Annotated in this window: 14 protein-coding genes; 4 read left to right on the top strand and 10 right to left on the bottom strand. The window is 76.6% G+C overall.

All coding sequences use genetic code 11. The features are described from left to right. Positions 1-36 precede the first annotated feature (36 nt). From B5D80_RS34925 to B5D80_RS27175, 5 genes are read right to left on the bottom strand one after another with little or no spacing between them, the layout of a single operon-like run. The gene (locus tag B5D80_RS34925) at positions 37-1,911 is read right to left on the bottom strand and encodes an SWIM zinc finger family protein (RefSeq protein ID WP_088646799.1); all 1,875 of its coding nucleotides are present in this window, start codon (positions 1,909-1,911) and stop codon (positions 37-39) included. Further along, on the bottom strand, positions 1,908-5,447 hold the full coding sequence (locus B5D80_RS27190; RefSeq protein ID WP_088646798.1) for a vWA domain-containing protein: 3,540 nt from the start codon (positions 5,445-5,447) through the stop codon (positions 1,908-1,910). Before B5D80_RS27190 ends, B5D80_RS34925 begins: the two co-directional genes overlap by 4 nt. Continuing rightward, positions 5,431-6,594, bottom strand: a complete 1,164-nt coding sequence (locus tag B5D80_RS27185; RefSeq protein WP_088646797.1) for an ATP-binding protein — start codon at positions 6,592-6,594, stop codon at positions 5,431-5,433. Before B5D80_RS27185 ends, B5D80_RS27190 begins: the two co-directional genes overlap by 17 nt. Continuing rightward, the gene (locus tag B5D80_RS27180; protein WP_088646796.1) at positions 6,591-11,339 is read right to left on the bottom strand and encodes a hypothetical protein; all 4,749 of its coding nucleotides are present in this window, start codon (positions 11,337-11,339) and stop codon (positions 6,591-6,593) included. The genes B5D80_RS27185 and B5D80_RS27180 overlap by 4 nt, the downstream gene beginning before the upstream one ends. After that, positions 11,336-12,211 carry a DUF4132 domain-containing protein gene (locus B5D80_RS27175; protein ID WP_088646795.1) on the bottom strand — a complete coding sequence of 292 codons (876 nt, stop codon included), beginning with the start codon at positions 12,209-12,211 and terminating at the stop codon, positions 11,336-11,338. Before B5D80_RS27175 ends, B5D80_RS27180 begins: the two co-directional genes overlap by 4 nt. A 586-nt stretch (positions 12,212-12,797) precedes the next feature. On the opposite strand from B5D80_RS27175, the gene B5D80_RS27170 reads away from it, so the two are divergent. The 3 genes from B5D80_RS27170 to B5D80_RS27160 all read left to right on the top strand — a co-directional run bounded on the left by B5D80_RS27170 (position 12,798) and on the right by B5D80_RS27160 (position 17,182). Then, a complete protein-coding gene (locus tag B5D80_RS27170; protein ID WP_088646794.1) occupies positions 12,798-14,159 on the top strand; it encodes a nucleotide sugar dehydrogenase in 1,362 nt (453 codons plus the stop codon). Position 14,160: 1 nt separating this feature from the next. Then, positions 14,161-15,537: a glycosyltransferase family 2 protein gene (locus B5D80_RS27165; protein WP_088646793.1), complete on the top strand. Its 1,377-nt coding sequence runs from the start codon at positions 14,161-14,163 to the stop codon at positions 15,535-15,537. 112 nt (positions 15,538-15,649) lie between these two features. Continuing rightward, on the top strand, positions 15,650-17,182 hold the full coding sequence (locus tag B5D80_RS27160) for a polysaccharide deacetylase family protein (RefSeq protein ID WP_088646792.1): 1,533 nt from the start codon (positions 15,650-15,652) through the stop codon (positions 17,180-17,182). Between the two features lie 7 nt (positions 17,183-17,189). Here the strand turns inward: B5D80_RS27160 and B5D80_RS27155 are convergent, their stop codons facing one another. Genes B5D80_RS27155 through B5D80_RS27140 form a run of 4 tightly spaced genes read right to left on the bottom strand, consistent with a single transcriptional unit; the run spans position 17,190 to position 21,463 of the window. Next, positions 17,190-18,773, bottom strand: coding sequence for a DUF4139 domain-containing protein (locus tag B5D80_RS27155; protein WP_088646804.1), 1,584 nt, complete (start codon positions 18,771-18,773; stop codon positions 17,190-17,192). A 53-nt stretch (positions 18,774-18,826) separates the two neighbouring features. Next, a complete protein-coding gene (locus B5D80_RS27150; protein ID WP_088646791.1) occupies positions 18,827-19,348 on the bottom strand; it encodes a LutC/YkgG family protein in 522 nt (173 codons plus the stop codon). Continuing rightward, complete coding sequence (locus B5D80_RS27145) at positions 19,338-20,780, bottom strand: lactate utilization protein B (RefSeq protein WP_088646790.1); 1,443 nt, start codon at positions 20,778-20,780, stop codon at positions 19,338-19,340. Before B5D80_RS27145 ends, B5D80_RS27150 begins: the two co-directional genes overlap by 11 nt. Then, the gene (locus tag B5D80_RS27140; protein ID WP_088646789.1) at positions 20,777-21,463 is read right to left on the bottom strand and encodes a (Fe-S)-binding protein; all 687 of its coding nucleotides are present in this window, start codon (positions 21,461-21,463) and stop codon (positions 20,777-20,779) included. Before B5D80_RS27140 ends, B5D80_RS27145 begins: the two co-directional genes overlap by 4 nt. Before the next feature lie 243 nt (positions 21,464-21,706). Between B5D80_RS27140 and B5D80_RS27135 the strand changes: the two genes are divergently transcribed. Further along, positions 21,707-22,444 carry an SDR family NAD(P)-dependent oxidoreductase gene (locus B5D80_RS27135; protein WP_088646788.1) on the top strand — a complete coding sequence of 246 codons (738 nt, stop codon included), beginning with the start codon at positions 21,707-21,709 and terminating at the stop codon, positions 22,442-22,444. Between the two features lie 63 nt (positions 22,445-22,507). On the opposite strand, the gene B5D80_RS27130 is transcribed toward B5D80_RS27135, so the two are convergent. Next, on the bottom strand, positions 22,508-23,347 hold the full coding sequence (locus tag B5D80_RS27130; RefSeq protein WP_088646787.1) for a fumarylacetoacetate hydrolase family protein: 840 nt from the start codon (positions 23,345-23,347) through the stop codon (positions 22,508-22,510). Positions 23,348-23,519 lie beyond the last annotated feature (172 nt).

The raw sequence follows: 23,519 nt of genomic DNA, 5'->3' as shown, positions 1-23,519 counted from the left end.
TGACAGGCCGGGTGTGACAGGCCGGGTGTGGACGGGTCAGGGCAGCCAGGAGGCCTCCGCCGACGCCCGGGACGCCGCCTCCTCGTAGGCCGCCACCGCCAGCCACGACTCGGCGAACGCCTGCCCGTCGTCGTCGGTGAGCCGCCCGAAGGCGTCCCGGGGCCGGGACCGGGCCGCCGATCCCATCGCGGCGAGCAGGTGCGCGCCGAGATCCAGGCGGGCCAGCCGCAGCCTCCGCTCCGTCGGGTCGGCCAACGCCTGGATCGCCCGGCCACCCGAGACGACCCGCTCCACCTGTCGGCGCAGCAGCCCCAGGGCGGGATCGCCGAGCCGGGGACGCGGCACGGCCGCATCCGGGAGGCGGTCGTGCGGTGGCACCACCACCGCGCCGTCGCCCGCCCTGAGCTGGCTCGCGTGCAGCCGGTCGTAGCCGAGGTCGACGTGGCCCGCCCAGCTCTGCGGCAGGGTGAGCCCCGGCCCGTCGCCGTCGACCGGCCCCACGGCGAGCGCCTGCACGGTCGCCCGGCGGGTCGGATCGAGGCGGCCCACCAGACGCAGCCGCGCCCCCACCGCCTGCCCGAGCAGGCGCAGGTTGGCCCGGTGCGGCAGGGCGGTGTGCTCGTCGGCGACGGTCAGCGTCAGGACCGCCCCGTCGTCGGTGCCGACCAGGACGGTGTGGTCGTGCCCGCCCAGCACCCTGACAGTCAGGAAGAGCAGGTCGGCACCGGCGGGACGCTCCGGCAGCGGCAGGGCCACCGCGCCGAAGGCCCGCCGGACCTGGTCGGGCAGGGGCTGCGCCCAGAGCCCGGCGAGGGGTTCGTCGGCCCAGCCGACCCCGGCGGCCCGCGCCGCCCGGACCGCACGGCCGGCACCCAACTGCCCCGACTCCGAGGCGGTGCCGCCGGACACCACCAGCCCGGCCCGGGTGAGCTGCCGGTGGCTGAGCCCCGACTCGCCCACCGCCACCGTCGCGTCGCCCGCACCGGCGGCCCGGCCCACGTCCCCCGGGGCGAGATCGGCGACCATCCAGAGTCGACAGTCGCGGTCGGCCAGGTAGGTGACCACCCCGGCGTACCCGGAATCGGCCACCACCGGGGCCGTGCACAGCCCGTACAGGCGCAGGCCGGCCTGCGGGTCGTAGGCCCGCCTGGCGGTGCCCAGCAACGCGCCCAGGTCACCGGCGGGCGCGTCCCCGCGCAGCCGGCGGGACACGGCCAGCAACTCCCGCAGGTCGTCGGTCAGGTCGGCCAGCCGGTGCTGGGGTTCGCCCTCCCGGGCGGCCCGCAGCCCCGCCGCGACCCGGGTGCCGGACGCGGCCGCCCGGTGCAGGCCGTTGGCCCGGGCCTCGTGCACCGCCCGCAGCAGGGCGGTCCGCAGCACCACCCCGCAGCCGACGGTCCCCGCCGCGAGCACCGCCACGCCCACCCGCCACAGCCCGTCGGCGGCGGCCCGCTGCCGCCCGGTGGGCGCGGGGGGCGACCCGGCGGCGTCCGCCACCGCGTCGCCGGCCACCCCGACGGGCGGGTCGGCGACAGCAGCCGGGGCGACGGGCCGACCGGCGGCCGGCGACGCGTCGTCCACCGGGGGCGCGTCGTCCACCGGCACCCCGCCGTCCATCGGTACCCCGTCGTCCACCGGGGCCAGGGCGAGCACCGCCATCCGGTGCAGGCAGTTCGGCGCGAGCAGGCAACTGCACCGGGCGTCGGCGGCCCGGCACACCACCCCGTCGACCGTCACCAGGGTCACCGTGGTCGCCTCGTCGACCCGGACCGTCACCCCGTCGGCTGTGCCGGTGACCGGCCAGCCGCCGGCCCGGACGACCGCGTCGTCGACCTTGCGGCGCAGCCGGGCGGGCAGCGCGTCCAGCGCCTCGGCGAGCACCGGCGCGGTCACCGGCGGCAGGCCGGTCACCGCCGCACCTGCTCCCCGACCCACCGGGCCAGCTCCAGCGGGCTCAACGCGGCCACCGGCATCCCCGCCGCGACCAGTTGGCCCGCCGCCGCCACCGAGTACCGGGGCCGGCCGGCGTCGTCCAGGCTGGCGCAGCCCAGCACCTGACAGCCCGCCTCGACCAACGCCCGGGTCTCGGCCAGCAGACCACCCATCGGGTACCCCTCCTCGAAGTCGCTGATCACCACCACCATCGTCCGCTGCGGAACGGTGACCAGGGACCGGGCGTAGCGCAGCCCGGCCGCGATGTGCGTACCGCCGCCGACGCTGACCTCCAGCAGCAGCGCCAGCGGGTCGTCCACCCGCTCGGTCAGGTCCACCACCTCGGTGGAGAAGGCGACGAAGTGCGTGCTGAGCGCCGGGACGCCGGCCAGCACGGCGGCGGTGAGCGCCGACCAGATCACCGACTCCTCCATCGAGCCGGAGACGTCGACGACGAGCACCAGCCGCCAGTCCACCCCCCGGCGGGCCCGGGTGCGGAACACCGGCCGCTCCGGCACCAGCAGCAACCCGCCCTGCCCGTCACGGCGGGCCGTGGCCAGGTTGGCCCGCAGCGTCCGGGGCAGGTCCAGCGGCCCGCCCGGCCGGTAGGTGGGCCGGGGGGTGGTCAACCCGGTCAGCGCCGGACGCAGCCGGGCGGCCAACTGCCGGGTCAGCTCCGCCACGATCCGGGCCACCAGCGGGCGCAGCCGCGCCACCGTGGACTCCGGCAGCCCACCGGCGAGGGTGAGCACGTCACGGAGCAGCTCGACCGACGGACGAACGGCCGCCGGGTCCAGCTCGGTGGCCGCGTCCAGCCGGCCAGCCTCCACCGCGCGGGCCAGCACCTCCTCGCGTACCCCGGGGCCGAACAGGGCGGACAGTTCCTGCGCCCACTCCCGTACGCCGGGGAAGGACGCCTCCCGGCCGGCGCGACCGGCCGCCTCGGCCGCCGCGCCCTCGCCCCGGCCGGCACCGTACAGCTCGTCGAGGGCGGTGGCGTACCGACGGGCGCGCGGCCCGACCCGGGTCGACTCCCTCCCGAGCACCAGCCGCCACCGGTCCACTGTCGACAGCCCGCCGGCCGGGGCACGCCGGATGGCCGGCCGGGTCGCGTCGGCAGCCGCCAGCGTCTCCGGCGACGGGTCGGCCGGCCCGGCAGCGAGCAGGCCCTGCGCCAGGAGCGCCCGGCGGCCCGCCGCGTCGGCCCGTAGCCGGACCAGCAGGGCGTCCGGGTCGTCGAGCACCGCGACGTCGGCGTCCGGGCCGGCGTCGTCGAGCCGACCCCGGACCACCTCCAGCAGCCGGTCCCGGCCGGCCGGGCTGACCACGTGGAAGCCGGCGCGCAGCGCCGGCAGCCGGGTCAGGAACTCCTCGTCGGGCAGGGTCTCGACCCGCTCCAGGAGCCCGTCGAACACCTCGCCGTTGGCCCGCAGCAGCGGTTCGGCGACGACCAGCAGCCCGGTCAGGTGGCCCTGGAGCTGCTGCCGCCCGGCGGGCGTGGACGCCGTGTCCACCCAGGACGCGACGAGCCGGCCGAAGGCGGCGGGTTCCCGCAGGCCCAGCAGCACCCGGACCGCCCCGGCGGCGGCCGCCATCAGCGGGGTGCCCCGGGCGGCGAGCCGGGCCAGGCAGTCGGCCAGGCGCAGCCCCGCACCGGCGGCGTCGGCCCGCTGGGCGAGCGTGGCCAGCGCCTCGGCGTCGGCCACGTCCTCGGCACCGGCCAGCCCGTCGACCTGGCGGACCGCCGCGCTCTCCAGCGCCTCGGCGACCCGGGCCAGCTCGTCCGGCGGCAGGTCGGCACCGCCCGGCAGGTGGCCCAGCCGCAGCCGGTCGAGCAGCGCCAACGCGGTGACCAGCTCGCCGAGGGTGCCCTCGGCCGGCACGGTGACCGCCACCTCGGCGAGCCGGCGGGCGGCCAGCCCGGTCAGGTCGCACCGGGCGGCGTCCGCCAGGCCGGTGATCACGGCGGCGACGGTCGGGCCGTCCTCGGCGCGTTCCCGCCGTCGCCGCTCCACCAGCGCGCCCTCGGCGGCCTGCCCGAGGGTCACCCCGCGCAGCCCGGCCACCTCGATCGTCGCCTCGGTCCGGGGCGACCACTGCACCCGCCACCTGGTGGTGACCGCGTCCACCCCGCCGACGCCCGCGCCGCCGACCTGTTCGGCGTACGCGACGTCACAGACCAGGAGCCGGTGCAGCGTCACCTCCCGCCGCCGGTCCAGGGCGGAACGCAGCGGGTCCAGCCGCAGCTCCCGGGCCGGATCGCCGGCACCGGGCAGCCGCAGCCCGGCCAGCAGCTCACGGACCGCCGGGGCCAGCCCGGAGCGGGGAGTGCCGGGGGCCAGCACGCCGCGCCGGTCCCCGACGAGCACGTGTTCCATCGCGTGCGCCACCGCCCGGCCCCGGCCGAGCACCTCGCCGTGGGCCAGCACGCTCTGGATCGCCTCGACCAGTTCGCCCCGGCCCGGCGCGGGCAGGCCGCGCAGCCGGGCCAGGTCGAGCGCGAGCCGGACGGTCTCCCGGGCCTCCCCCGGGCCGGCCGGGTGACCGGCCCGGCGGATCGCCGCGCAGACCGCCACCACGGCGTCCGTCGTCGCCGACTCGACCGCGACCGGGTCGCCGTCGGCGGTGAGCACCGACTGCTGCCACTGCGGGTCGCGGATGCCGGCGGGATAGCCCGACCGGGCGTCCAGCAGCCCGAACGTGTACGGCACCAGCGAGGTCACCACCGTCGGCGTGCCGGCCGGGTCGGCCGGGGGCGGGTCCTCCCGCCCGGTCAGCAGCGCTGGGGCCTCCTCACTGACCAGCAGCGCCGGGGCGTGGAACGCGCCGACCAGGGCGGCGACCCGCCGCTGCCCCGCCTCGGCCAGGCAGTGCCGCATCCGGGCCTCGCGGCGCAGGTCGAGGGGGGACACCCCGGGCCCGCGTTCGGCGTCGGCGCGCAGCGCCCAACCGACCGCGAGCGCCGCGCGGCGTACCGCCTCCGGGTCGGCGCCCGGGGCGCGGGCCTCGACCGTGCGGTCCCACAGGTCCTCGTCGGCCCGCCCGCTGCCGGCGGCACGCAGCGCGTCGGCGAACGACAGGCCCGGCGGCGGGGCGGCACCCGGCTCCCGCTGCCGCCAGGCCGGGTCGGCCAGCGGCAGGTCACACGGTACGACCGGAACCCCGTTGCGGGCCGCCCAGCGCACCGCGACCAGCTCCGGGGAGAAGTCGGCGAACGGGTAGAACGCCGGCCCGCCGCCGTCGCCGAGGACCCCGGCCAGCGCCACCGGGGCGGTGGTGGCCGGGTCGGCGAGCCACGGCAGCCACCGCCCCAGCTCCGGCGGGAGTTCCAGGAGCAGCACCTCCGGCCGGTATCCGGCCAGCAGCCGGGGCAGGGCCACCGCCAGCGCGGGCGAGTGGTGCCGTACCCCGATCAGGTACGGCCGGCGGTGCCCGGCCAGCGCGGCGACCGCGACCGTGGGGTCGACCGCCGCCGGCCCCCCGGCGGGCACGGTGGGGTCAGTCGGTGAGGACATCGCGCAGTTCCCACAGCCGCCGCCACAGTCGTGCGCCGTCCTCGGCCCGCCGCCGGACCGCGCCGTCCCAGTAGCCGAGCAGCTTGGCCCCGTCGGCCGGGTCGTCCTTGCGGACCACGCCGAGCAGGTGGCCGGGCAGCAGCGACACCACGTCCCGGTCGCCGGGGAAGTAGGCCGCCGCCAGCGCCAGCGACGACGCGACCGCCACCGCCTCGGCGGTGCTCATCACGGTGGACGGCCGCTCCACCTCCCAGCCCTCGACCGACTGCCCGGCCCGCAGGTCACGGAACGCGGTGACCAGCGCCTCCAGCACGGCGTCGTCGACGGCGAACGGGGCGTGCACCCGCTCCAGCGTGGCGCGGGCCTGCCGCTGCACCAGGGCGATCTCCTGGGCCAGGTCGCCGATCGGGCCGACGGTCTCGAAGTTGAACCGGCGCTTGAGCGCCGCCGACATCTCCGACACCCCCCGGTCGCGCAGGTTGGCCGTCGCGATCAGGGTGAACCCGGGTGCGGCGGGGACGGTGGCGTCGGCGGTGCCGGACAACTCCGGCACCGCGATCCGCCGGTCGGACAGGATGGACACCAGGGCGTCCTGGACCTCCGGCAGGCAGCGGGTGATCTCCTCCACCCGGGCCACCGCGCCGGTGCGCATCGCGGACAGGATCGGCGAGGGCACCAGCGCGGCGGCGCTCGGCCCGTGCGCGAGCAGCAGCGCGTAGTTCCAGCCGTAGCGGAGCTGGTCCTCCGTGGTGCCGGCGGTGCCCTGCACGACCAGTTCGCTGCTGCCGCAGATCGCGGCGGACAGCAGCTCCGACAGCATCGACTTCGCGGTGCCCGGTTCGCCGACGAGCAGCAGGCCCCGCTCCCCGGCGAGGGTGACGACGCAGCGTTCGACGAGCGCCCGTTCCCCGACGAACTTCGCCGTCACGGTCAGCGTGCGGGGCAGGTCGTCGCGGCGGGCCTGCCGGGGCAGCTCCAGCGCGACGCCGCCGCTGCCGACGATGAACGTGACGACCGCGCGCGGGGTCAACCGCCAGCCCGGCGGCCGGGGTCCGTCGTCGTACGCGGCGAGGAACGCCAGTTCGGCGGCGTGGGCGTGCTCGGCGGGCTGGACCTGCCGGGCCGGCGGGGTGGTCGTGGTGGTCATCGGCGCCTTTCCGTAACGAGATCGTCGAAGCGGGGTGCGTCGCCGTCGCACAGCCGGGCCCAGGCGAGCGCGAACAGCCGGGGCGGGGGGGCCACCGGGGAGACGATGCCCAGGGCGGTCACCCCGCCCTCGCCCCCGATCAGCAGCGGGAGCTTCCACCGTTCCAGCGGCAGCAGCGGCGCCTTGAGCGCCAACCAGCCGCCGGGCAGGAACAGCGACCGCCCGGCCCGGGGCCGCTTCGCCGCCACCACGTGCCCGGTCGCGGCCAGCTCGGCGCGGGCGGCCTTGAGCCGGGCCGGCTTCCAGCCGGTCCACCGGGCCACGTTGCGGTCGGTCGGGTCGGGCAGGGCGAGCAGTTGCAGGTACAGCGCCGCGGCGTCGACGCCCAGCCCGAGCGTGGTGGCGACCGTGGTGACCAGGTCGGCGGCGGAGCGGGTCGGGTCCTGCGCGAAGCCGTCGTCCATCGCGGGGACGACGTGCGACACCACCTCGGTGAGCTGCCCGCCGAGCAGCGCCCGCAGGGCGGCGAGCAGTTGCTCGTTGACGTGGTCGAGGCGGGCCCGCAGCACGGCCAGCGCCGGATCGTCCATTCCGGACAGCCGGGACGGGTACAGCCGGACCCGGTGCCAGCGGTCGGTCGGTGGGATCAGCACCGGGCCGACCTCGGTGCCGGCCGGGCCGGTCGTCACCGGCAGGCCGAACGCGGCGGTGAACGCCGACAGCCTGGCGTCGTCGACGTGCCCGATGAAGAGGGTGAAGTCGGGGTCCGCCAGCCGCTGCCGGGCCAGGTCGGCGGCGACCGGCAGCGCCGCCCGGATCGGGTCGTCGACGGCCAGGTGGTACGCCAGCCACGGCAGCGTCCTGGTCAGCGCGATCAGCGCGTCATCGTCGTCGATGCCGGTGTCGGGCCCGGCCAGCCACCGGCCGGTGGCCGCGTTGGCGACCCAGTGGAGCACCGTCGAGGCCGGCAGCGGGCTGGTCACCTCGGCCCGGTCCACCCCGACGATCAGCTCGTCGGGCACGGGTCGCCGTGGCCCGTGCCGCCGCACCCACTCCTCGACGATCAGGTCCTGCCGGGGCCCGTCGACCCACAGCCGCGCCGGGTCCTCGGGGATCAGTCGCCCGAGCAGGTTGGCGAAGGCCTGCCGGCCGCGACCGCCGGTGCCCCAGAACCGGGCCGCCGCGGCGGGGGCCGCCGGGTCGGGCAGTTCCAGCAGGGTCAGCAGTTCGGCGGGGGCCCGCTCCCATACGAGCCGGGGCAGGCCCGCCAGCAGCAGCACCGCCTCGGCGTGGCTCATGCCCGCCGCCTCGGACAGGGTGCGGGCCCACTCGGGCTGCCACTCCAGCGGCTCGTTGGTCCGGGCGAGCCGGACGAACTCGTCGATCCGCTGCGGCGTGACGTCACCGGTCGGCAGGATCTCCTCCTCGGTGATCCGGAAGCCGGGCACCGCCGAGAACCGTCCGGTCGGCGTCCAGTCGAGCACGTCGACCTCCCGGTCGTCGGTGTCGACGGCGAGCACCAGCAGCCGCCGGTCGCCCACGGTCAGCACCTGCCCCCGGGCCTGGTCGACCGGCTGGTGGGCGTCGGCGACCAGGGTGGCCCGCCGCAGCCGGCTGCCCGGGGCGAGGAGCCCGGAGCGGGCGCACACCTCCAGCATCGTCAGCAGCGCCTCGCGGACCTCGGACAGGCAGATCGGGGCCACCGCCCGGTACATCGCGGCCGGCAGCACCCCCAGCAGGTCGAACCAGTCGAGGTCACCGTCGAGCTGGCCCCGGGCGTCAGCCGTCGGGTCGGGGCCGGTGAGCGCGGCACCCGCGCGGGCGATCAGCCGCAGCGAGCTGTCCTCGGCGGCGTAGCAGTACTGGATCAGCCCGGCGAGCCCCTCGGAGAGCAGCCGGTCGACCGCCGGCGACCCGGCCGGGGCCTCCTGCGCCGGCAGGGCGTTGTCCTGCTCGCCGTCGAGCACGGCGGCCAGCGTCCGCAGCCGCGCCACCTGCTCGGCGGCGCGGGTGACGAGCCCGGCGACCCCGGCGACGAGGGCGGGCGCGGTGAGCTGCGGCAGGTGCCGGCCGACCAGGGCAGGCACCTGGGCGGCGTCCAGCCCGGCCGCCTCGGCCAGCAGGGCGCCGGCCTGCGCGTCGGTGACGCCGCGCAGCGCCGCCGAGCCGGCCTCGTCGCGGGGCCGCAGGAAGTGCCAGTACTCCGCCGGTGGCACCAGCCGGCTGCCGGCGGCGAACGCGGACCGCTCCCCGCCGGACGGGTAGCGCCCGAGCAGGAAGCCGTCCTCGGCGCAGATCAGCAGCTCGCCGTTGGCGCCCCGGCCCCCGTGCAGCAGCCCGAAGGTGGTGTCCGCGCCGGGGAACCGCACCGCCGCCGCGAGCCTGCCGTCGGCGACACCCGCCGGCAGGGCGAAGGACCACCCGTTCACGGCCTCGCCGGACCAGCCGCCGTCCGCCGCGCGGCGGACCCGCCAGCCGGCCAGCCCGTCGGCGCGACCCAGCGGGCTGTCGGAGGACTCGGTGGGGCGCAGCCAGGACGTGCCGGCGTCGAGGGGTCGACCGTCGACGGTGCCGTCCTCGAAGAACGTCGGCCGGGAGAACCGGCCGGCCTCGCCCGTCGCGGGGTCGTACTCCCGCCAGCCCAGCGGGTGGTCGGCGGCGCGCACCCAGTAGGTGTCGCCGTCGCTGATCACCCGGCTGCCGGTCCGCTCGGCCCGGTCACCGACCCGCAGCGGACGCCGTCCCATGGTGCGCCCGCCGCCGGGCAGCGGCAGCGACAGCTGGGGGTAGGTGGTGAAGGCGTCGTCGGCGAGGGTGAAGACGTCGTCCGGGGTGCCGCTCCAGTAGGCGGCCCGGTCCCGGCCCCGGTCCCAGCAGACCAGCAGTTGCCCGTCGACGTGGCGCAGCACCAGCCGCCAGCGGTAGCGGTTCTCCCCGGCCGGGATGCGCATCAGGTGTTCCTGCTCCACCCCGTCCGGCCCGATGACCGTCACCAGGTCGCCGGTGAGCAGCAGCAGGTTCGGCCACTGGCCGGTGAGCTGGACGTCCGCCGTGGACTCGGCGAGCCGTTCGGCGGCGGCGTCCAGGGCGGGCCAGCCGTACTCGTCGAGCAGGCCGGAGCGCAGGGTACGGCCGAGGACCGGGCCGAGGTCGTGGTCGACGAGTCGGCGTACCGCGTCGGGGTTGACGGCGAAGCCGGTCGGGCAGGCGACGGTGCCGACCCGGTCGAGGTGCTGGTCGAGCGTCGGCAACCCCTGTCGCCCGACGGCGTCGGCGAGGGTGTCCAGCCAGCTACGCAGGGCGGTCCGCAGGCCGGGCACCGCGACGATCTCCCGTACCCGGGGCGTCGGGTCGTGCTGGTCCCGCCGGCCGGTGCGCAGTCGCCGTTCGACGCCCTCGACCAGCACCGGCAGGAACCGGGCGTCGGCGGCGACGGCGACCAGGTCACGCCGGCCGCCGGTGTCGTCGGAGAACCAGTTGTCCAGCCGGTGCCGGACGTCGCCGGCCGGGTCCGCGACGGGCACCCCCAGCGCCAGGCAGGTGTCGAGCAGGTCGAGGTCCACGGCGTCGTGGTCGCGGCAGAGCGCGACCGGCACCCCGTCGGCCTTGAGCCGTCCCGCCATCCGCTCCACCAGGGCCAGCAGCCCGGGGTGCCGCTTGCGGACCCGCCACGAGCGGCGTTCCCGGTGCTCGTCGAAGCGGCGCAGCCAGCCGGCGGGCCCGTCGGGCGACTCGGCCTCGGCGGGGACACCGCCTGCCGGCCCGGTCAGCGCGCGGGTGGCGTCGGCCTCCTCCAGCACCGCCAGCCAGACGTCGTCGCCGCAGTTGCGGGGGGTGAGCCCGAGCAGCCGGCCGCGCAGCGCGGGGTCGGCCGTGGCGAGCCGGGCCAGCGGCTGCCGGTAGGCGGTCCAGAACGCCTCGGGGGCCCGGTGCAGGGCCGGCGCGGCCAGCAGCTCGCCGAGCACCCGCTCGTCCTCGGCGGCCGGGTCGAGGCCGGCGGCGCGGGCCAGCCGACGCAGGTCGGTGTGCATCGCCGCGTACGGCGGCAGGCCGCCCAGGGTGCGCTCCACGCACAGCCGCAGGAACATCGCGTACGCGTCGGCGGGCGTACGCCGGGCCGCCAGGTCCCGGGCGTGGCCGGAGAGCGCCTTCGCGGTCAACGCCCCGGCCAGCGCGAACTCCAGGAACACGGCGTGCTGGCGGTCCTCGTCGATGGTCAGGGCGTAGGCGCGTTCGGCGTCGCGGGCCTTGCCGAACATGGTCGCCGCGTGGGTGACGCTGTCGGCGGCGAGGAACGCCCGGCCGGCCTCCTCGTAGAACGTCGGCAGGAAGTGCGGCACCGACCGGGCCAGCCGCTCGCCGAGGGCGTTGAAGCCGTCCTTGGCCGGGCCGACCCGGGACCGTGCCGTGCGGGCCAGCCGCTCGATCTCCTTGACCAGGGCGAGCGCGTGGTGGCCGTTGGCGGGGTCGTTGACCAGCGCCCAGGCGGGGAAGCCGAGCGCCTGCTGGCGGACCACGCCGACCGGGGTCACCCGCTGCGGCCGGTCGAAGCCCAGGAACTCCATGGACAGGTCCTCGGCCTCGCCCAGCGCGTCGCTGACCAGCCGGACCACGGTCCGTCCGGCGAGGACGGGGTGGGTGTACCGGCGGGCGGTCAGGGTGTCGGTGGTGTCGTCCTTGGCCACCACCGTGCCGACGGGCAGCACCGCTCCCGCCTCCAACAGGTCCGTCGCGTCGATGCTCACCGGTCCTCCTCCTGCTCTGCTGCCACGACCCGGCCGGCGTACAGCGCGGCGGCCATCCGGGTTCCCTCCGACCAGGCCACCGGGCCGACCTCCCCCAGCGGCAGGGCGGTGCCGTGCCGGTCGGTGAAGACGAGGTCACCGGTCTCGGTCTCGTAGTACGGGTCGTCCGCGCCGACCCAGGAGCGGGCCTCGACGGTGACGCCGTTCTCGACGATCCGGCAGACCGCGTTGCCGCCGCGGACCGGGTAGCCGAGCGACGTCGCGCGGGCGGTCAGGTGACGGAGCTGGTCGTACCGGCCGCCGGCGTAGCCGCCGTAGCGGGTCGCCGTCGCGTCGACCTCCGCGCCCCGGACCCAGGTCTGCCGGAACAGCTGGTCGACGGACTGTCGCACCTGGAGTTCGGCGGCGAACTCCCGCAGGTCGTCGAGGTCGTCGAGGGTGACCGGGTGGGGGATGACGACCCGGTCGGCGCTGCGGCGGACGCTGTCGCCGTCGAGGTCGACCAGTCCGACCTGGCCGTCGCCCACCTCGCGGAGCAGGCCCACGCCGTCGGGGTCGCGCCGGCCGTCGTCGTCGAGCACCGCGACGACGAGGTCGGTGAGCGCGCCGCGCCACGACTCGTCCGGCCACACCTCGGTCAGGACCGCGACCGGCACCGGCAGCGACCGCACCATCCAGCGTTCGATGTCGGTGCGGCACTGGGTCTCGTGCCGGGTCAGCCACTCGGTGAGCTGCCGCAGCCCCACCACGGTCGGATCGTCGCGCAGGGACGCCGGCACGGAACGCAGTTCCCGCCCCTTGGCGTTCCGGGCGACGACGTCGCCGTCGCGGAGAGTGACCTGGTAGCCACCCGACACCTCTGACCATCCCATGTGGACACCCCACGTCTCGACGGAAGAAGACACCGGAGGCTAGCCCACCCGGGCGACAAAGTCGGGTGGTCGTCCCGCCACCCGGTGACGGCCCGGCGGCGACACGACCATCTCACTGTCGGTGACCATCGATGGGTGTACCGGGAACCGCCTGACGGGCGACGCCCGCCGTCCGTCCGGCAGCACCGCGCCGCACCCGTGCCCGGCAAGGCTTCGCGGACCGGGTCCGCCGGCGACCGGCGGGCCGCCCCGGGGACGCGACGCCCGCCCGGGGTACGACCCCGGCCCGGTGTGGGGCGGTGGAGCACAGTCGGCGGCTCACCGCCAGTGATGATTCTTACTCCGGGCCCGCCGCCGACAGCTCTGTGACCGGCGGGGCCGCTGGGGCGGCTGCGACCACTCCAAGTCAGGACATCGGGGTGGCAACCTCGCGTCCGGGCTGCCACGACTCCGAAAACTGACCGAACGGACGGTGACGCACCGTAGCCTTTCTGCGCCCGGACGGCTGTTCGACGGACAGCCGAGGGTGCGGCCGGATCGGCACTCTGGGGTCATCCCCGTTCACCTTCCGTGAGGGCCACCGACCATGTCGCAGCTCCTGCCCGCCGCCCGGGCCGACGTCCCGACCAGCGCACCCGCCTCCCCCGTCGCCCCGCCGGAGCCGGCCGTCGCCGCCGCCAGCGGCCCCGGGGCGCGTACCGCCGTGGTGGGCCTCGGCTACGTGGGCCTGCCGACCAGCCTGGCCCTGGTCGCCGGCGGCGCCCGGGTGACCGGGGTGGACATCTCCCCGGACCGGCTCGACGACATCCGGGCCGACCGGGTCGACCTGCTCGACGACGACCGGGAGCGGCTCCGCGCGACGCTGCGGGCCGCCGACCCGGCGCTGCGCCTCACCACCGCGGTCGCCGAGATCGCCGACGCCGACACCGTGCTGATCTGCGTGCCCACCCCGGTGGACCGGCACCTCGCCCCCGACCTCACCGCGCTGCGGGCCGCCTGCGCGGCGGTGGTCGCCCACGCCCGCCCCGGCCAGACCATCGTGCTCACCTCCACCAGCTACGTCGGCACCACCCGCGAGCTGCTGGTCGCGCCGCTGGCCGCCCGGGGCCTGCGGGTCGGGCAGGAGGTCTTCGTGGCGTTCGCCCCGGAACGGGTCGACCCCGGCAACGACAGGCACCGCCAGGAACTCACCCCCCGGGTGGTCGGCGGCACCACCGGCGAGTGCACCGCGCGGGCCGCCGCCGCGCTGGCCCGGATCACCCCGCTGGTGCACCGGCTCGGCTCCCCCGAGGCCGCCGAGATGACCAAGCTGCTGGAGAACACCTTCCGGGCGGTGAACATCGCCCTGGCCAACGAGTTCGCCGACCTCTGCCGGGACCTGCACCTGGACGTCACCGAGGTGATCGACGGGGCGGACACCAAGCCGTACGGGTTCATGGCCTTCCAGCCGGGCCCGGGGGTGGGCGGGCACTGCATCCCGTGCGACCCGCACTACCTGCTGTGGCAGGTCCGTGGCCAGCGCCGCGAGGCACCCCTGATCGAGACCGCGATGCGGGGGATCGCCGCCCGCCCCCGGCGGGTCGTCGACCGGATCCGGGAACTGCTCGCCGGGGCCGGCCGCCCACTGCTCGGCGCACGGGTGCTGCTCGCCGGGGTCACCTACAAGCCCGGGGTGGCCGACGTCCGGGAGTCCCCGGCGCTGGAGATCATCGGTGAGCTGGTCCGGGCCGGCGCGGAGATCGGCTTCGTCGACGACCTCGTCGACAGGGTCCGTACCCCCGACGGCCAGACCCTGCACCGGGTCGCCGACCCGGCCGCCCGGGAGTGGGACCTGGTGGTCGTGCACACCCGCCAGTCCGGCCTGGACGAGGCGTGGCTGCGCGGGCAGCCGATGGTGCTCGACGCCACCTACCGGCTGGCCGGGCTGCCCCGGCGGGAGGTCGTCTGAGATGCCGGTGACCGCCCCCGTCCGGCGCGGCCTGCGCCGGCTGCTCACCGTGTTCGCGCTGCTACCGCTGATCGTGCTGCTGGCCCGCCAGTTGCCCAAGCTGCCGTACGCCCCGCTGTTGGCGTTCTACGGCTTCGCCGTGCTCACCGCCACCGTCGCCGTGTTCTACCTGGCCTACGCCCGCTACGTCGACCCCGCCGAGGCCCCGGCGCAGCACCGGCACGCCGCCGGGTTCCCGCCGCTGCCGCCGTCCCCGACGGTCAGCCTGCTGGTGGCGGTGAAGGACGAGGCCGACGGCATCGAGGCGTGCGTCAGGTCGATGACCGGCAGCTTGCACCGCCCGTTGCAGGTGATCGTGGTCGACGACGGGTCCACCGACGGCACCGCCGAGGTGCTCGACCGGCTCGCCGCCGAACTCCCGGTCACCGTGCTGCACCTGCCCCGCAACGTGGGCAAGAAGCGGGCCCTGGTGCACGCTGCCCGGCACGCCACCGGCGAGGTGCTCGCCTTCACCGACTCCGACTGCGTGCTCGCCCCCGACGCGGTGGGACGTTGCGTCGAGGCGCTGCTGCGTCGAGGCGACCTCGGCGCGGTCAGCGGCCACGCCCGCGCGCTCAACCCCGACGAGTCGCTGCTCAGCCGGGTGCAGGACGTCTGGTACGAGGGCCAGTTCCGGGTCTCCAAGGCGGCCGAGGCGTCGTTCGGGGCGGTCACCTGCGTCTCCGGCCCGCTGGCGGTGTTCCGGCGGGAGGCGGTGCTCAACTACCTGCCCGCCTGGGCGGCCGACCGGTTCCTCGGCGGCGAGTTCCGGTTCGCCACCGACCGGCAGCTCACCGGCTACGTGCTGGGGCAGCGCTGGATCGGCGACCGGCTCAAGCGGCGCTTCGCCGACTCGCCGTTCGTCCGCGACGAGGACCATCCGCCGCGCGCCTGGCGGGTCGGCTACGTCCGCTCGGCGAAGGTGTGGACCACCGTGCCGGCCCGGTTGCGGCCGTTCCTGCGCCAGCAGACCCGCTGGAAGAAGAGCTACGTGCGGAACCTGTTCTTCACCGGCACGTTCATGTGGCGGCGGGGGCCCGGCCCGGCCGCGCTCTACTACGGACACGCGCTGTGGGTGGCGCTGGCCCCGGCGATGGCCTTCTCCCACCTGGTGTGGGCGCCGTTGCGCGGCTGGTGGGCGGTGCCGCTGCTCTACCTGTGCGGGGTGCTGCTCAAGGGCACCGCGTGGGGGCTGGCCTACCGGCTGGACAACCCGGGCGACCCGCGCTGGGCGTACCGGCCGTTGATGAGCGTGCTCTCCGCGACCGTGCTGTCCTGGCTGCTGCCCTGGTCGGTGGGGACAATCCGGCGCGGCGTGTGGTCCCGGAGCACGGTGTGAACGCCGGGCGGCGGCTGCTGACCCGGCTGGCCCGGGTGGCGCTCACCCTCGCCGGGGCGGGGGCGCTGGTGCTGCTCTACGCGGTGGTGTTCACCCGGGGCGGGGTGCTCCGGTGAGCCGGCTCTGGCCACGCGCGCTCGGCGGGCTGCTGTCGCTGGGCACCCTGCTGGTGGTGGCGACGCCGTTCGGGGTGTCCTGGTACCTCGACGACCTGCGCCGCCACGTCAGCGGGCAGCACGACACCCCGGTCACCCGGGTCGACCCGGCCGACCTGCGCCGCTTCACCGAGACGGCCGGGCGGCTACCGGACCGGGCCGCGCCGGTGGTGGTCGCGTACCACGACATCCGGCCGCACGGCGACGACCCGGCGGCGACCGAGCCGACCGGCCGGGAGCACTACGTGGTCACCCCGGAGGCGTTCGACGCCCAGCTCACCGCGCTGCGCACCGCCGGCTACCGGACGATCTCCTCGGCCCAGTACGTCGACTACCTGCGCGGCGGCGAGGTGCCCGCCCGGTCGGTCTATCTCACCTTCGACGACGGCACCCGGGGGCTGTGGTCGTACGCCGACCCGATCCTGGAACGGCACCGGATGGTGGCCGCCTCCTACCTGATCACCGGGCAGGTGGGCACCCACCGGCCGTACTACCTGAGCTGGGCGGAGATCGACCGGATGAGCCGCTCCGGCCGGTGGGACTTCCAGGCGCACACGCACGACCTGCACACCCGGGTGCAGACCGCGCCGGGGCGGCTCGGCTCCCCGCTGACCCACAGGCGGTGGGAGCCGGACACCGGCGCGCAGGAGAGCCTGGCCGCCTACCGGCAGCGGTTGACCGCCGACCTCGACGCGATGTTCGCCGCGTTCACCGCCCACCGGCTGCCCCGCCCGCAGTTGTTCGCGTACCCGTTCTCCGAGATCGGCGACGCGACGACCGACCCGGAGGCGGCCGCGTTCAGCCGCGACCTGATCGCCGCGCGGTTCGTCGCCGCGCTGACCAACAAGTCGCTCGCCCCGCAACCGAGCAGCCGCCGGTCGGCGGCCGACGGGCAGGTCGAGCGGGCCGAGGTGTACGCCCGGACCAGCGCCGCCGAACTGGTCAGCGCGGTCGTCGAACGCACCGCCCTGCCCGCCGTGGTGGCCGACCCGTTCGCCCGCGCCTGGGACTGGCGGGACCAGCACGGCGAGCCGATGACCGAGCTGTCCCCGCTGACCGGTGGCCGGTTCCCCGCCGACAGCCCACGCCGTGCCTACGGCGCCCTGCTCGCGTACGCCAGCGCCGACTGGACCGGCTACACCGCCGACGCCACGGTGCGCGGTCTGCGCACCGACGGCGGCACGGTGACCCTGCTGGTCGGGGTGAACGGCGACGCCACCGTCTCGGTCCGGGTGACCCACGGCCGGGTGGCGGTGCTGCGCGCCGGACGGGTGGTCGCCGAGGCCGCCGTGGACCCGGCCGCCACCCACCGGGTCACGGTCACCGTGCGCGACGGCGTGACGGTGGCCCGGGTCGACGGCGGCCCGGCCCTGCGGGTGTCCACCCCCACCGGGCCGGGGGCCACCGGCGGGTTGGCCGTGGCGATCGACGACACCGAGGGAGACGCCCACCCGTCGGTCGCCCGCCTGGCGGTGACCACCGCCGGGTGAACGGCGGTCACTCCCGCCAGCCGGCCAGCTCGACGCCCTTGCCGAGCTCGACCCGGAACCCGAGGGTGATGTCGCCGCCCTCCCCCGGCCCGAGCCGCAGCCGCCAGGTCAGCTCGCCCAGCTCGGTGCGCTCGTCCGGCGGCGGGACGACGGTGGCCTCCCGGACGGTCACCGCCTCGTCGCGGGAGACCGGTAGCTGGTCGCGGACCTCCACCGTCGCCGGCCGGGGGGTGTGGTTGGCCACGCTGATCCGGTACTCCACGTCCCGCCGCCGGGTGGAGCCGAGCGCGGCCCGGGTGTCGGAGCGCCGGGTCAGCTCGCGTTCCACCCGGACCCGGTCGTCCACCCCGAGCGCCACCTCGGTCTCCTCGCCGGGCGCCCAGGTCGGCAGCTTGGTGGTGGCGACGAAGTCGGCGTCGTGGAACACCGCCGCCGGGCCGGGCAGCAGGGTGTGCGTGGAGGTGTTGCGGACCGTCGCCCGCAGGTGCGCCTCGGCGGCCCGCAGCGGCACGGTCACGTGGTCGAGGCGGACCGGCAGGTCCAGCACGGCGATGACGGCCCGGTAGGCGCTGCCGTCGGCGGGCACCGCCACCGGGCGGGCCGGCCGGTAGGTCGCGGCGGTGACACCCTGCTCGACCTCGGCGACGCTGTCGCGCACCAACGGGCGCGGCTCACCAGCACGGGCCGCCCCACCGCCGCCGGCCGGGGCCACGCCGGGCGCGGGCGGTGGCGGCGCACCGAAGCTCGCCGCCGCCCGCGCCACCGGCACCGGCCGGACCCGGTCGAGGTACCAGGGCGACAACTCCGGTACGCCGGCGGCCGCCGCCGGGCGGGCGGTGGAGAGCTGCAGCGCGCACTCCGGCCAGTCCTCGCCGGTGTCCTGGGTGACCAGGGCGGACCAGGTGACCGTCATGGCGTCCCCGACCAGCCGCAGGTCGTACGAGGACTGCCAGCGGGCCCCGTCGACCAGGTAGGTCAGCTCCAGGTCCACGGTGGTGTCCTCGGCGTCCACGGCGACCGTCACGTCGGCGGCCAGCCGGTCGGGTGCCCGTTTGCCGCCCGCGTCGGCCACCTGCCGCTGCACGGCCGACAGTTCCTCCGTCAGGTCGGCGCGTCGCCGGGCCAACCCGCGTCGGCGGCGGTGGGAGTCGGTGAGCTGGGCGGCGACCGCGTCGGCGAAGGACGTCACGTCGGCCGGGGCGGCGTCACCGGCGGCCAACGTGCGGGCGTACGTGCCGCCGGCCCGGTTGGCCAGCCGGGTGAGGAACTGTTGCCGTTGCGTTTCGACCTCGGCGGCGTCGTCGATCTCGGCGAGTTCGTCGGCCAGTTCCCGGGCCCGCCGGGTGAGCGCGTCGACCTGGGCGTCGGTGCTGCGGGCCTGCCGCCAGGTGCTCACCTCCACGCCGAGGACGGTGGCCGCGCCCCCGCCCCCGGTTCGCAGCGAGTCCCGGCGCAGCCGCAACGGCAGCGGGGCGATCCGGAGCCGGTGCTCACCGGCGGCCAGCCGGATGCTCGCCCGGCGGGTGACCCGGGCCCGGTCCGGATACACGGTGACGGCGACCACGGGTGCTTCGATCTCCACAGCGTCCACGGCGGCGAGGGTAGCCGGGGCGCGCACGCCGACCGGAACGACGGGTGGGCCGGCTACGCCGGTGGCAGGCAGACGATGTCGAGGCGGCGCGGGCCGTGCACGCCCTCCACCCGGCTCAGCTCGATGTCGCTGGTCGCGGAGGGCCCGGAGATCATCGTGACGGGGCGGGTCGGGTCGGGCAGGGCGCGGACCAGGTCGGGCACGTCGGCCACGATCTGCGCGGCCCGGACCACGCAGACGTGGTGGTCGGGGACCAGGGTGAGCAGCCGGCGGCCCTGCGCCGGGCCCCCGTCGAGGACCAGGGTGCCGGTCTCGGCGACGGCGAGGGCGCAGCCGGTGAGCACGGCCAGGCCGGGCGCGTCCAGTTCGGTGGCGGTGAGCGTGTCACCGGGCAGCGTGGGCGGGCCCAGCCGGGCGGTCCACTGCGGCGGCGTCCCGGCCGGCAGCACCACGGCGGTGGCCCCGGCGAGCAGGGTGGCGAGCAGGTCGGGCAGCTCCGCCGGGGTGCAGGGGTGCACCCCGGCGCGGTAGTCACCGGCGCGGGCGGCGAAGAGCGCGCTCAGCTCAGCGGTCATGGGTCCGACGCCACCAGTCGCGGAAGGACTCCCCGGCCGGCAGCGGGGCGTCGCGGTGCGCCGTCCAGGCCGACAGCGGCCACGGTGCCCGGCGCAGCCGCCCGCCGTGCCGCCGGGTCAGCACCCGCAGCGGCCGGCCGCCGGAGCGGGCCGTGCGCAGCGCCGCCCGCCACCGCCGGCGGTCGCGCATCGTCCAGGCGAGCCACGCCATCGCCGCGCGTTCGGCTGCCGGCTTCGGCCCCGTCTGACGCAGGTGCACCAGGATCGCCGGAATGTCGATCTTGACGGGGCAGACGTCGTAGCAGGCTCCGCAGAGCGTCGAGGCGTACGGCAGGGTCGCGTTGTGGCCGGCGTCCTGCCCGGTGAGCTGGGGCGACAGGATCGCGCCGATCGGTCCGGGATAGACCGAGCCGTAGGCGTGGCCGCCGACCCGCTCGTACACCGGGCACACGTTCAGGCAGGCCGAGCAGCGGATGCAGCGTAACGCCGCCCGCCCCACCGGGTCCGCCGCGATCCGGCGGCGACCGTTGTCCAGCAGCACGACGTGCAGCCGGCGCGGCCCGTCGCCTGGGGTCACCCCGGTGACGATCGAGGTGTACGGGTTCATCCGTTCGCCGGTCGACGAGCGCGGCAGCAACCGCAGGAAGTCACCGAGGTCGGTGAACCGGGGCAGCAGCTTCTCGACCCCGACCACGGCGATCAGGGTGTCCGGCAGGGTCAGGCACATCCGCCCGTTGCCCTCGGACTCGACGACCACCAGGGAGCCGGTCTCCGCCACCGCGAAGTTGGCCCCGCAGACGGCGACCCGGGCCGACAGGAACGTCCGCCGCAGGTACTCCCGGGCGGCGCCGGCCAGCACCGCCGGGTCGTCCGAGTCGGCGCTGAAGCCGGGCATCCGGCGGGCGAACAGCTCGCGGATCTGCCCCCGGTGGTAGTGGATCGCCGGCACCAGGATGTGCGACGGGGTGTCGTCGGCGAGCTGCACGATCAGTTCGGCCAGGTCGGTCTCCACCGCCGTGACACCCGCCGCGGCGAGCGCCTCGTTGAGGCCGATCTCCTGGGTCGCCATCGACTTGACCTTCACCACCCGGTCGACGCCCCGCGCCCGGACCAGCTCGGTGACCAGCGCGTTGGCGGCGGCGGCGTCCGCGGCGTGGTGCACGCTCGCCCCGGCGGCGGTGGCCGCCCGCGCGAACTGGTCCACCAGCTCGGGCAGCCGGTCGATGACGTCTTCCTTGACCCGGGCGGCCCGCTCGCGCAGCCGTTCCCAGTCGGGCACCTCGGCCACCACGGCGGCCCGCTTGTCCCGGATGGTGCGGGTGGCCCGGCCCAGGGTGGCCCGGAGCTGGGTGTCGCGCAGCGCGCCGGCCGCCGCCCGGGGGAACGGGGTGGCCGCCACGATGGGCAGGTGCCGGCCGGGCGGGGGCGTCATCCGGTCGCCCCGGGGCCGGTGGCGGCGAGGATCTCGGCGTAGTGGACGGGTCGCGGGGCGTCGGGTCGGCGGGCCAGGCCACCGCCGATGTGGGCCAGGCACGAGCTGTCGGCGGCGGCCAGGTAGTCGGCGCCGGTGGCGACCGCGTGCGCGCACTTGTCGGCGAGCATCGCCCCGGAGACGGCGGCGTTCTTCAGCGCGAAGGTGCCGCCGAAGCCGCAGCACTGCTCCGGCTCGGGCAGCGGCAGCAGTTCCAGGTCACGCACGGCGGCGAGCAGCCGCAGCGGCCGGTCGCCCAACCGCAGCATCCGCAGCCCGTGGCAGGTCGGGTGGTAGGTGACCCGGTACGGGAACCGGGCCCCCACGTCGGTCACGCGGAGCACGTCCACCAGCAGCTCGGACAGCTCGTGCACCGGCAGCCGGGTGTGCGCCCGCAGGTGGGCCACGCAGGAGCCGGACGGCGAGACGACGACGTCGTGGCCGGCGAACGCCGCCTCGGTGTGTCGTTCCAGGTCCCGGGCCGGGGCCCGGTGGCCGGTGTTGGCGTGCAGCTGGCCGCAGCAGCTCTGCCCGGCGGGGAAGGTGACGGTGTGGCCGAGCCGCTCCAGCAGGGTCACGGTGGCGATGCCGACCCGGGGGAAGAACGCGTCGTTGAGGCAGGTGACGAACAACGCGATACGCACCGTGCCCCCTCGCCCTGCTCCCTCGCCACGCCCCCCTCGCCACGCCCCCTGGCAGCCCACTCGCACGGCCGGGACGTGATTGACGGATTCTATATGATCTATGCAGTCGGCGCGGGGTGCGACATCCTGCGCACCGGCGGGGCGGGCCGGCGGCCCGTCGGCCGTCGCGGCGTGCCGGCCCGGTGGGCGTCGGGCGCGGGTGGGCGTCCCCCGGCCTCCACCGCCCGTCGACGAGGTGCCGAGATGACGGATTTCCAGGGCCTGGTGGCCGCCGTGACCGGGGGTGGCTCGGGCATCGGCGCGGCGGTCGCCGACCTGCTGGCCGTACGCGGGGCGCGGGTCGCCGTGCTCGACCGCGAGCCCGGTGCCGGCGGGGCGCACCTGCGGCTCACCGCCGACGTCACCGCCCCGCTGGAGCAGACCATGGACCGGGTCGCGGCGACCCTGGGCGGTCTCGACGTGCTGGTGAACTGCGCGGCGGTCAGCGCGGTGGGTGCGGTGGAGGCCGCCGACGACGCCGAGTGGCACAGGTGTCTGGACGTCAACGTCGTCGGGGTGGCCCGCGCCTGCCGGGCGGCCCTGCCGCACCTGCGCCGCTCCACCAGCGCCGCCATCGTCAGCATCACCTCGATCGCCGCGACGGCGGGCCTGGTCGACCGGGCCGTCTACTCGGCCACCAAGGGCGCGGTGCACGCGCTCAGCCTGGCGATGGCCGCCGACCTGGTGGGCGACGGCATCCGGGTGTGCACGGTGGCGCCGGGAACGGTGGACACCCCGTGGGTGGCCCGGCTGCTCGCCGGAGCGCAGGACCCGGCCACGGAGAAGCGCCGGCTGGCCGCCCGGCAGCCCACCGGCCGGCTGGTCACCGCCGACGAGGTCGCCCAGGCGGTGGCGTTCCTGGCGTCCCCGGTCTCCGGGGCGACCACCGGCACCGCGCTGGCCGTCGACGGCGGCATGTCCGGCCTGCGGCTGGTCCGCTGACCCGGGGCTGCGGCCCCCGGCCCCCGCCGGCCCATTGCCGACCCGGCTGTTCGCCCCCGCCGGTCAGGCCGCCGCCATGGTGACCCGCTGCCGGCCCAGACCGTCGACCTCGACCTCCACCACGTCACCGGGGCGCAGGTAGGGGAACCGGCCGGACAGGGCCACCCCCTCGGGCGTGCCGGTGTTGATCACGTCGCCCGGGTCGAGGACCGTGTACTGCGACAGGTGCCAGATCAGGTACGCCACGTCGAAGATCATGTCTGCGGTGCGGGAGTCCTGCCGGGGCTCGCCGTTGACCCAGGAACGCAGCCCGAGGTCCTGCACGTCGGGGATCTCGTCCGGGGTGACCAGCCACGGGCCGAGCGGCTGGAACGTCTCGCAGGACTTCCCCTTGGACCACTGGCCACCGGAGTCGCGCAGTTGGAAGTCGCGTTCGGACACGTCGTTGGCGACCAGGTAGCCGGCGACGTGGGCCAGGCTCTGCGCGGGCGACTCCAGGTAGCGGGCCCGCCGGCCGATGACCACGGCCAGCTCCACCTCCCAGTCGGTCGCGGTGGCGCCCCGGGGCACCAGCACGTCGTCGTACGGGCCGACCACGGTGTTGGGCGCCTTGTAGAAGACGATCGGGGTCTCGGGCGGGGCGGCACCTGACTCGGCGGCGTGCGCGGCGTAGTTCTGCCCGACGCAGAGCACCACGCCGGGGCGGGCCACCGGGGGGCCGACCCGCAGCCCGGTGACGTCCAGCTCCGGCAGGTCGCGGGCCGCCCGGACCCGGTCGGGGCCACCGGAGGCGAAGAACGCGCCGTCGATGTCGGGGGTGAGCGCGGACAGGTCGTGGTGCCGACCGTCGGCGTACAGCACCGGCCGCTCCGCGCCGGCCGGGCCCACCCGCATCAGCTTCATCCGTCGGCCTCTCCACGATCGGGCACCTCGTCGACGCCATCCAGGATCGTAGATCACCGCGTACCGTCCGCCCCGGTGCCGCACGACGGTCCCGCTTCCCCGCCCGACCACCCTGGGCGGACCGGGTCCGGACGGGCGACCGCCCGGCGGTCCCGGGTGGACGCCCGCCGGG

It is taken from the genome of Micromonospora wenchangensis (assembly GCF_002210435.1).
Taxonomy (GTDB): Bacteria; Actinomycetota; Actinomycetes; order Mycobacteriales; family Micromonosporaceae; genus Micromonospora; species Micromonospora wenchangensis.
Note: the sequence above shows the minus strand (reverse complement) of the source record. Positions and strands in the feature narration are given on the sequence as shown.

Bases quoted from the DNA above. Each gene is read 5' to 3' on its own strand.
- B5D80_RS27145 (WP_088646790.1), bottom strand. From the start codon at position 20,780: ATGACGCCCCCGCCCGGCCGGCACCTGCCCATCGTGGCGGCCACCCCG.
- B5D80_RS27150 (WP_088646791.1), bottom strand. From the start codon at position 19,348: ATGACCGCTGAGCTGAGCGCGCTCTTCGCCGCCCGCGCCGGTGACTAC.
- B5D80_RS27135 (WP_088646788.1), top strand. From the start codon at position 21,707: ATGACGGATTTCCAGGGCCTGGTGGCCGCCGTGACCGGGGGTGGCTCG.
- B5D80_RS27175 (WP_088646795.1), bottom strand. From the start codon at position 12,211: ATGGGATGGTCAGAGGTGTCGGGTGGCTACCAGGTCACTCTCCGCGAC.
- B5D80_RS27130 (WP_088646787.1), bottom strand. From the start codon at position 23,347: ATGAAGCTGATGCGGGTGGGCCCGGCCGGCGCGGAGCGGCCGGTGCTG.
- B5D80_RS27185 (WP_088646797.1), bottom strand. From the start codon at position 6,594: ATGACCACCACGACCACCCCGCCGGCCCGGCAGGTCCAGCCCGCCGAG.
- B5D80_RS27190 (WP_088646798.1), bottom strand. From the start codon at position 5,447: ATGTCCTCACCGACTGACCCCACCGTGCCCGCCGGGGGGCCGGCGGCG.
- B5D80_RS27165 (WP_088646793.1), top strand. From the start codon at position 14,161: ATGCCGGTGACCGCCCCCGTCCGGCGCGGCCTGCGCCGGCTGCTCACC.
- B5D80_RS27170 (WP_088646794.1), top strand. From the start codon at position 12,798: ATGTCGCAGCTCCTGCCCGCCGCCCGGGCCGACGTCCCGACCAGCGCA.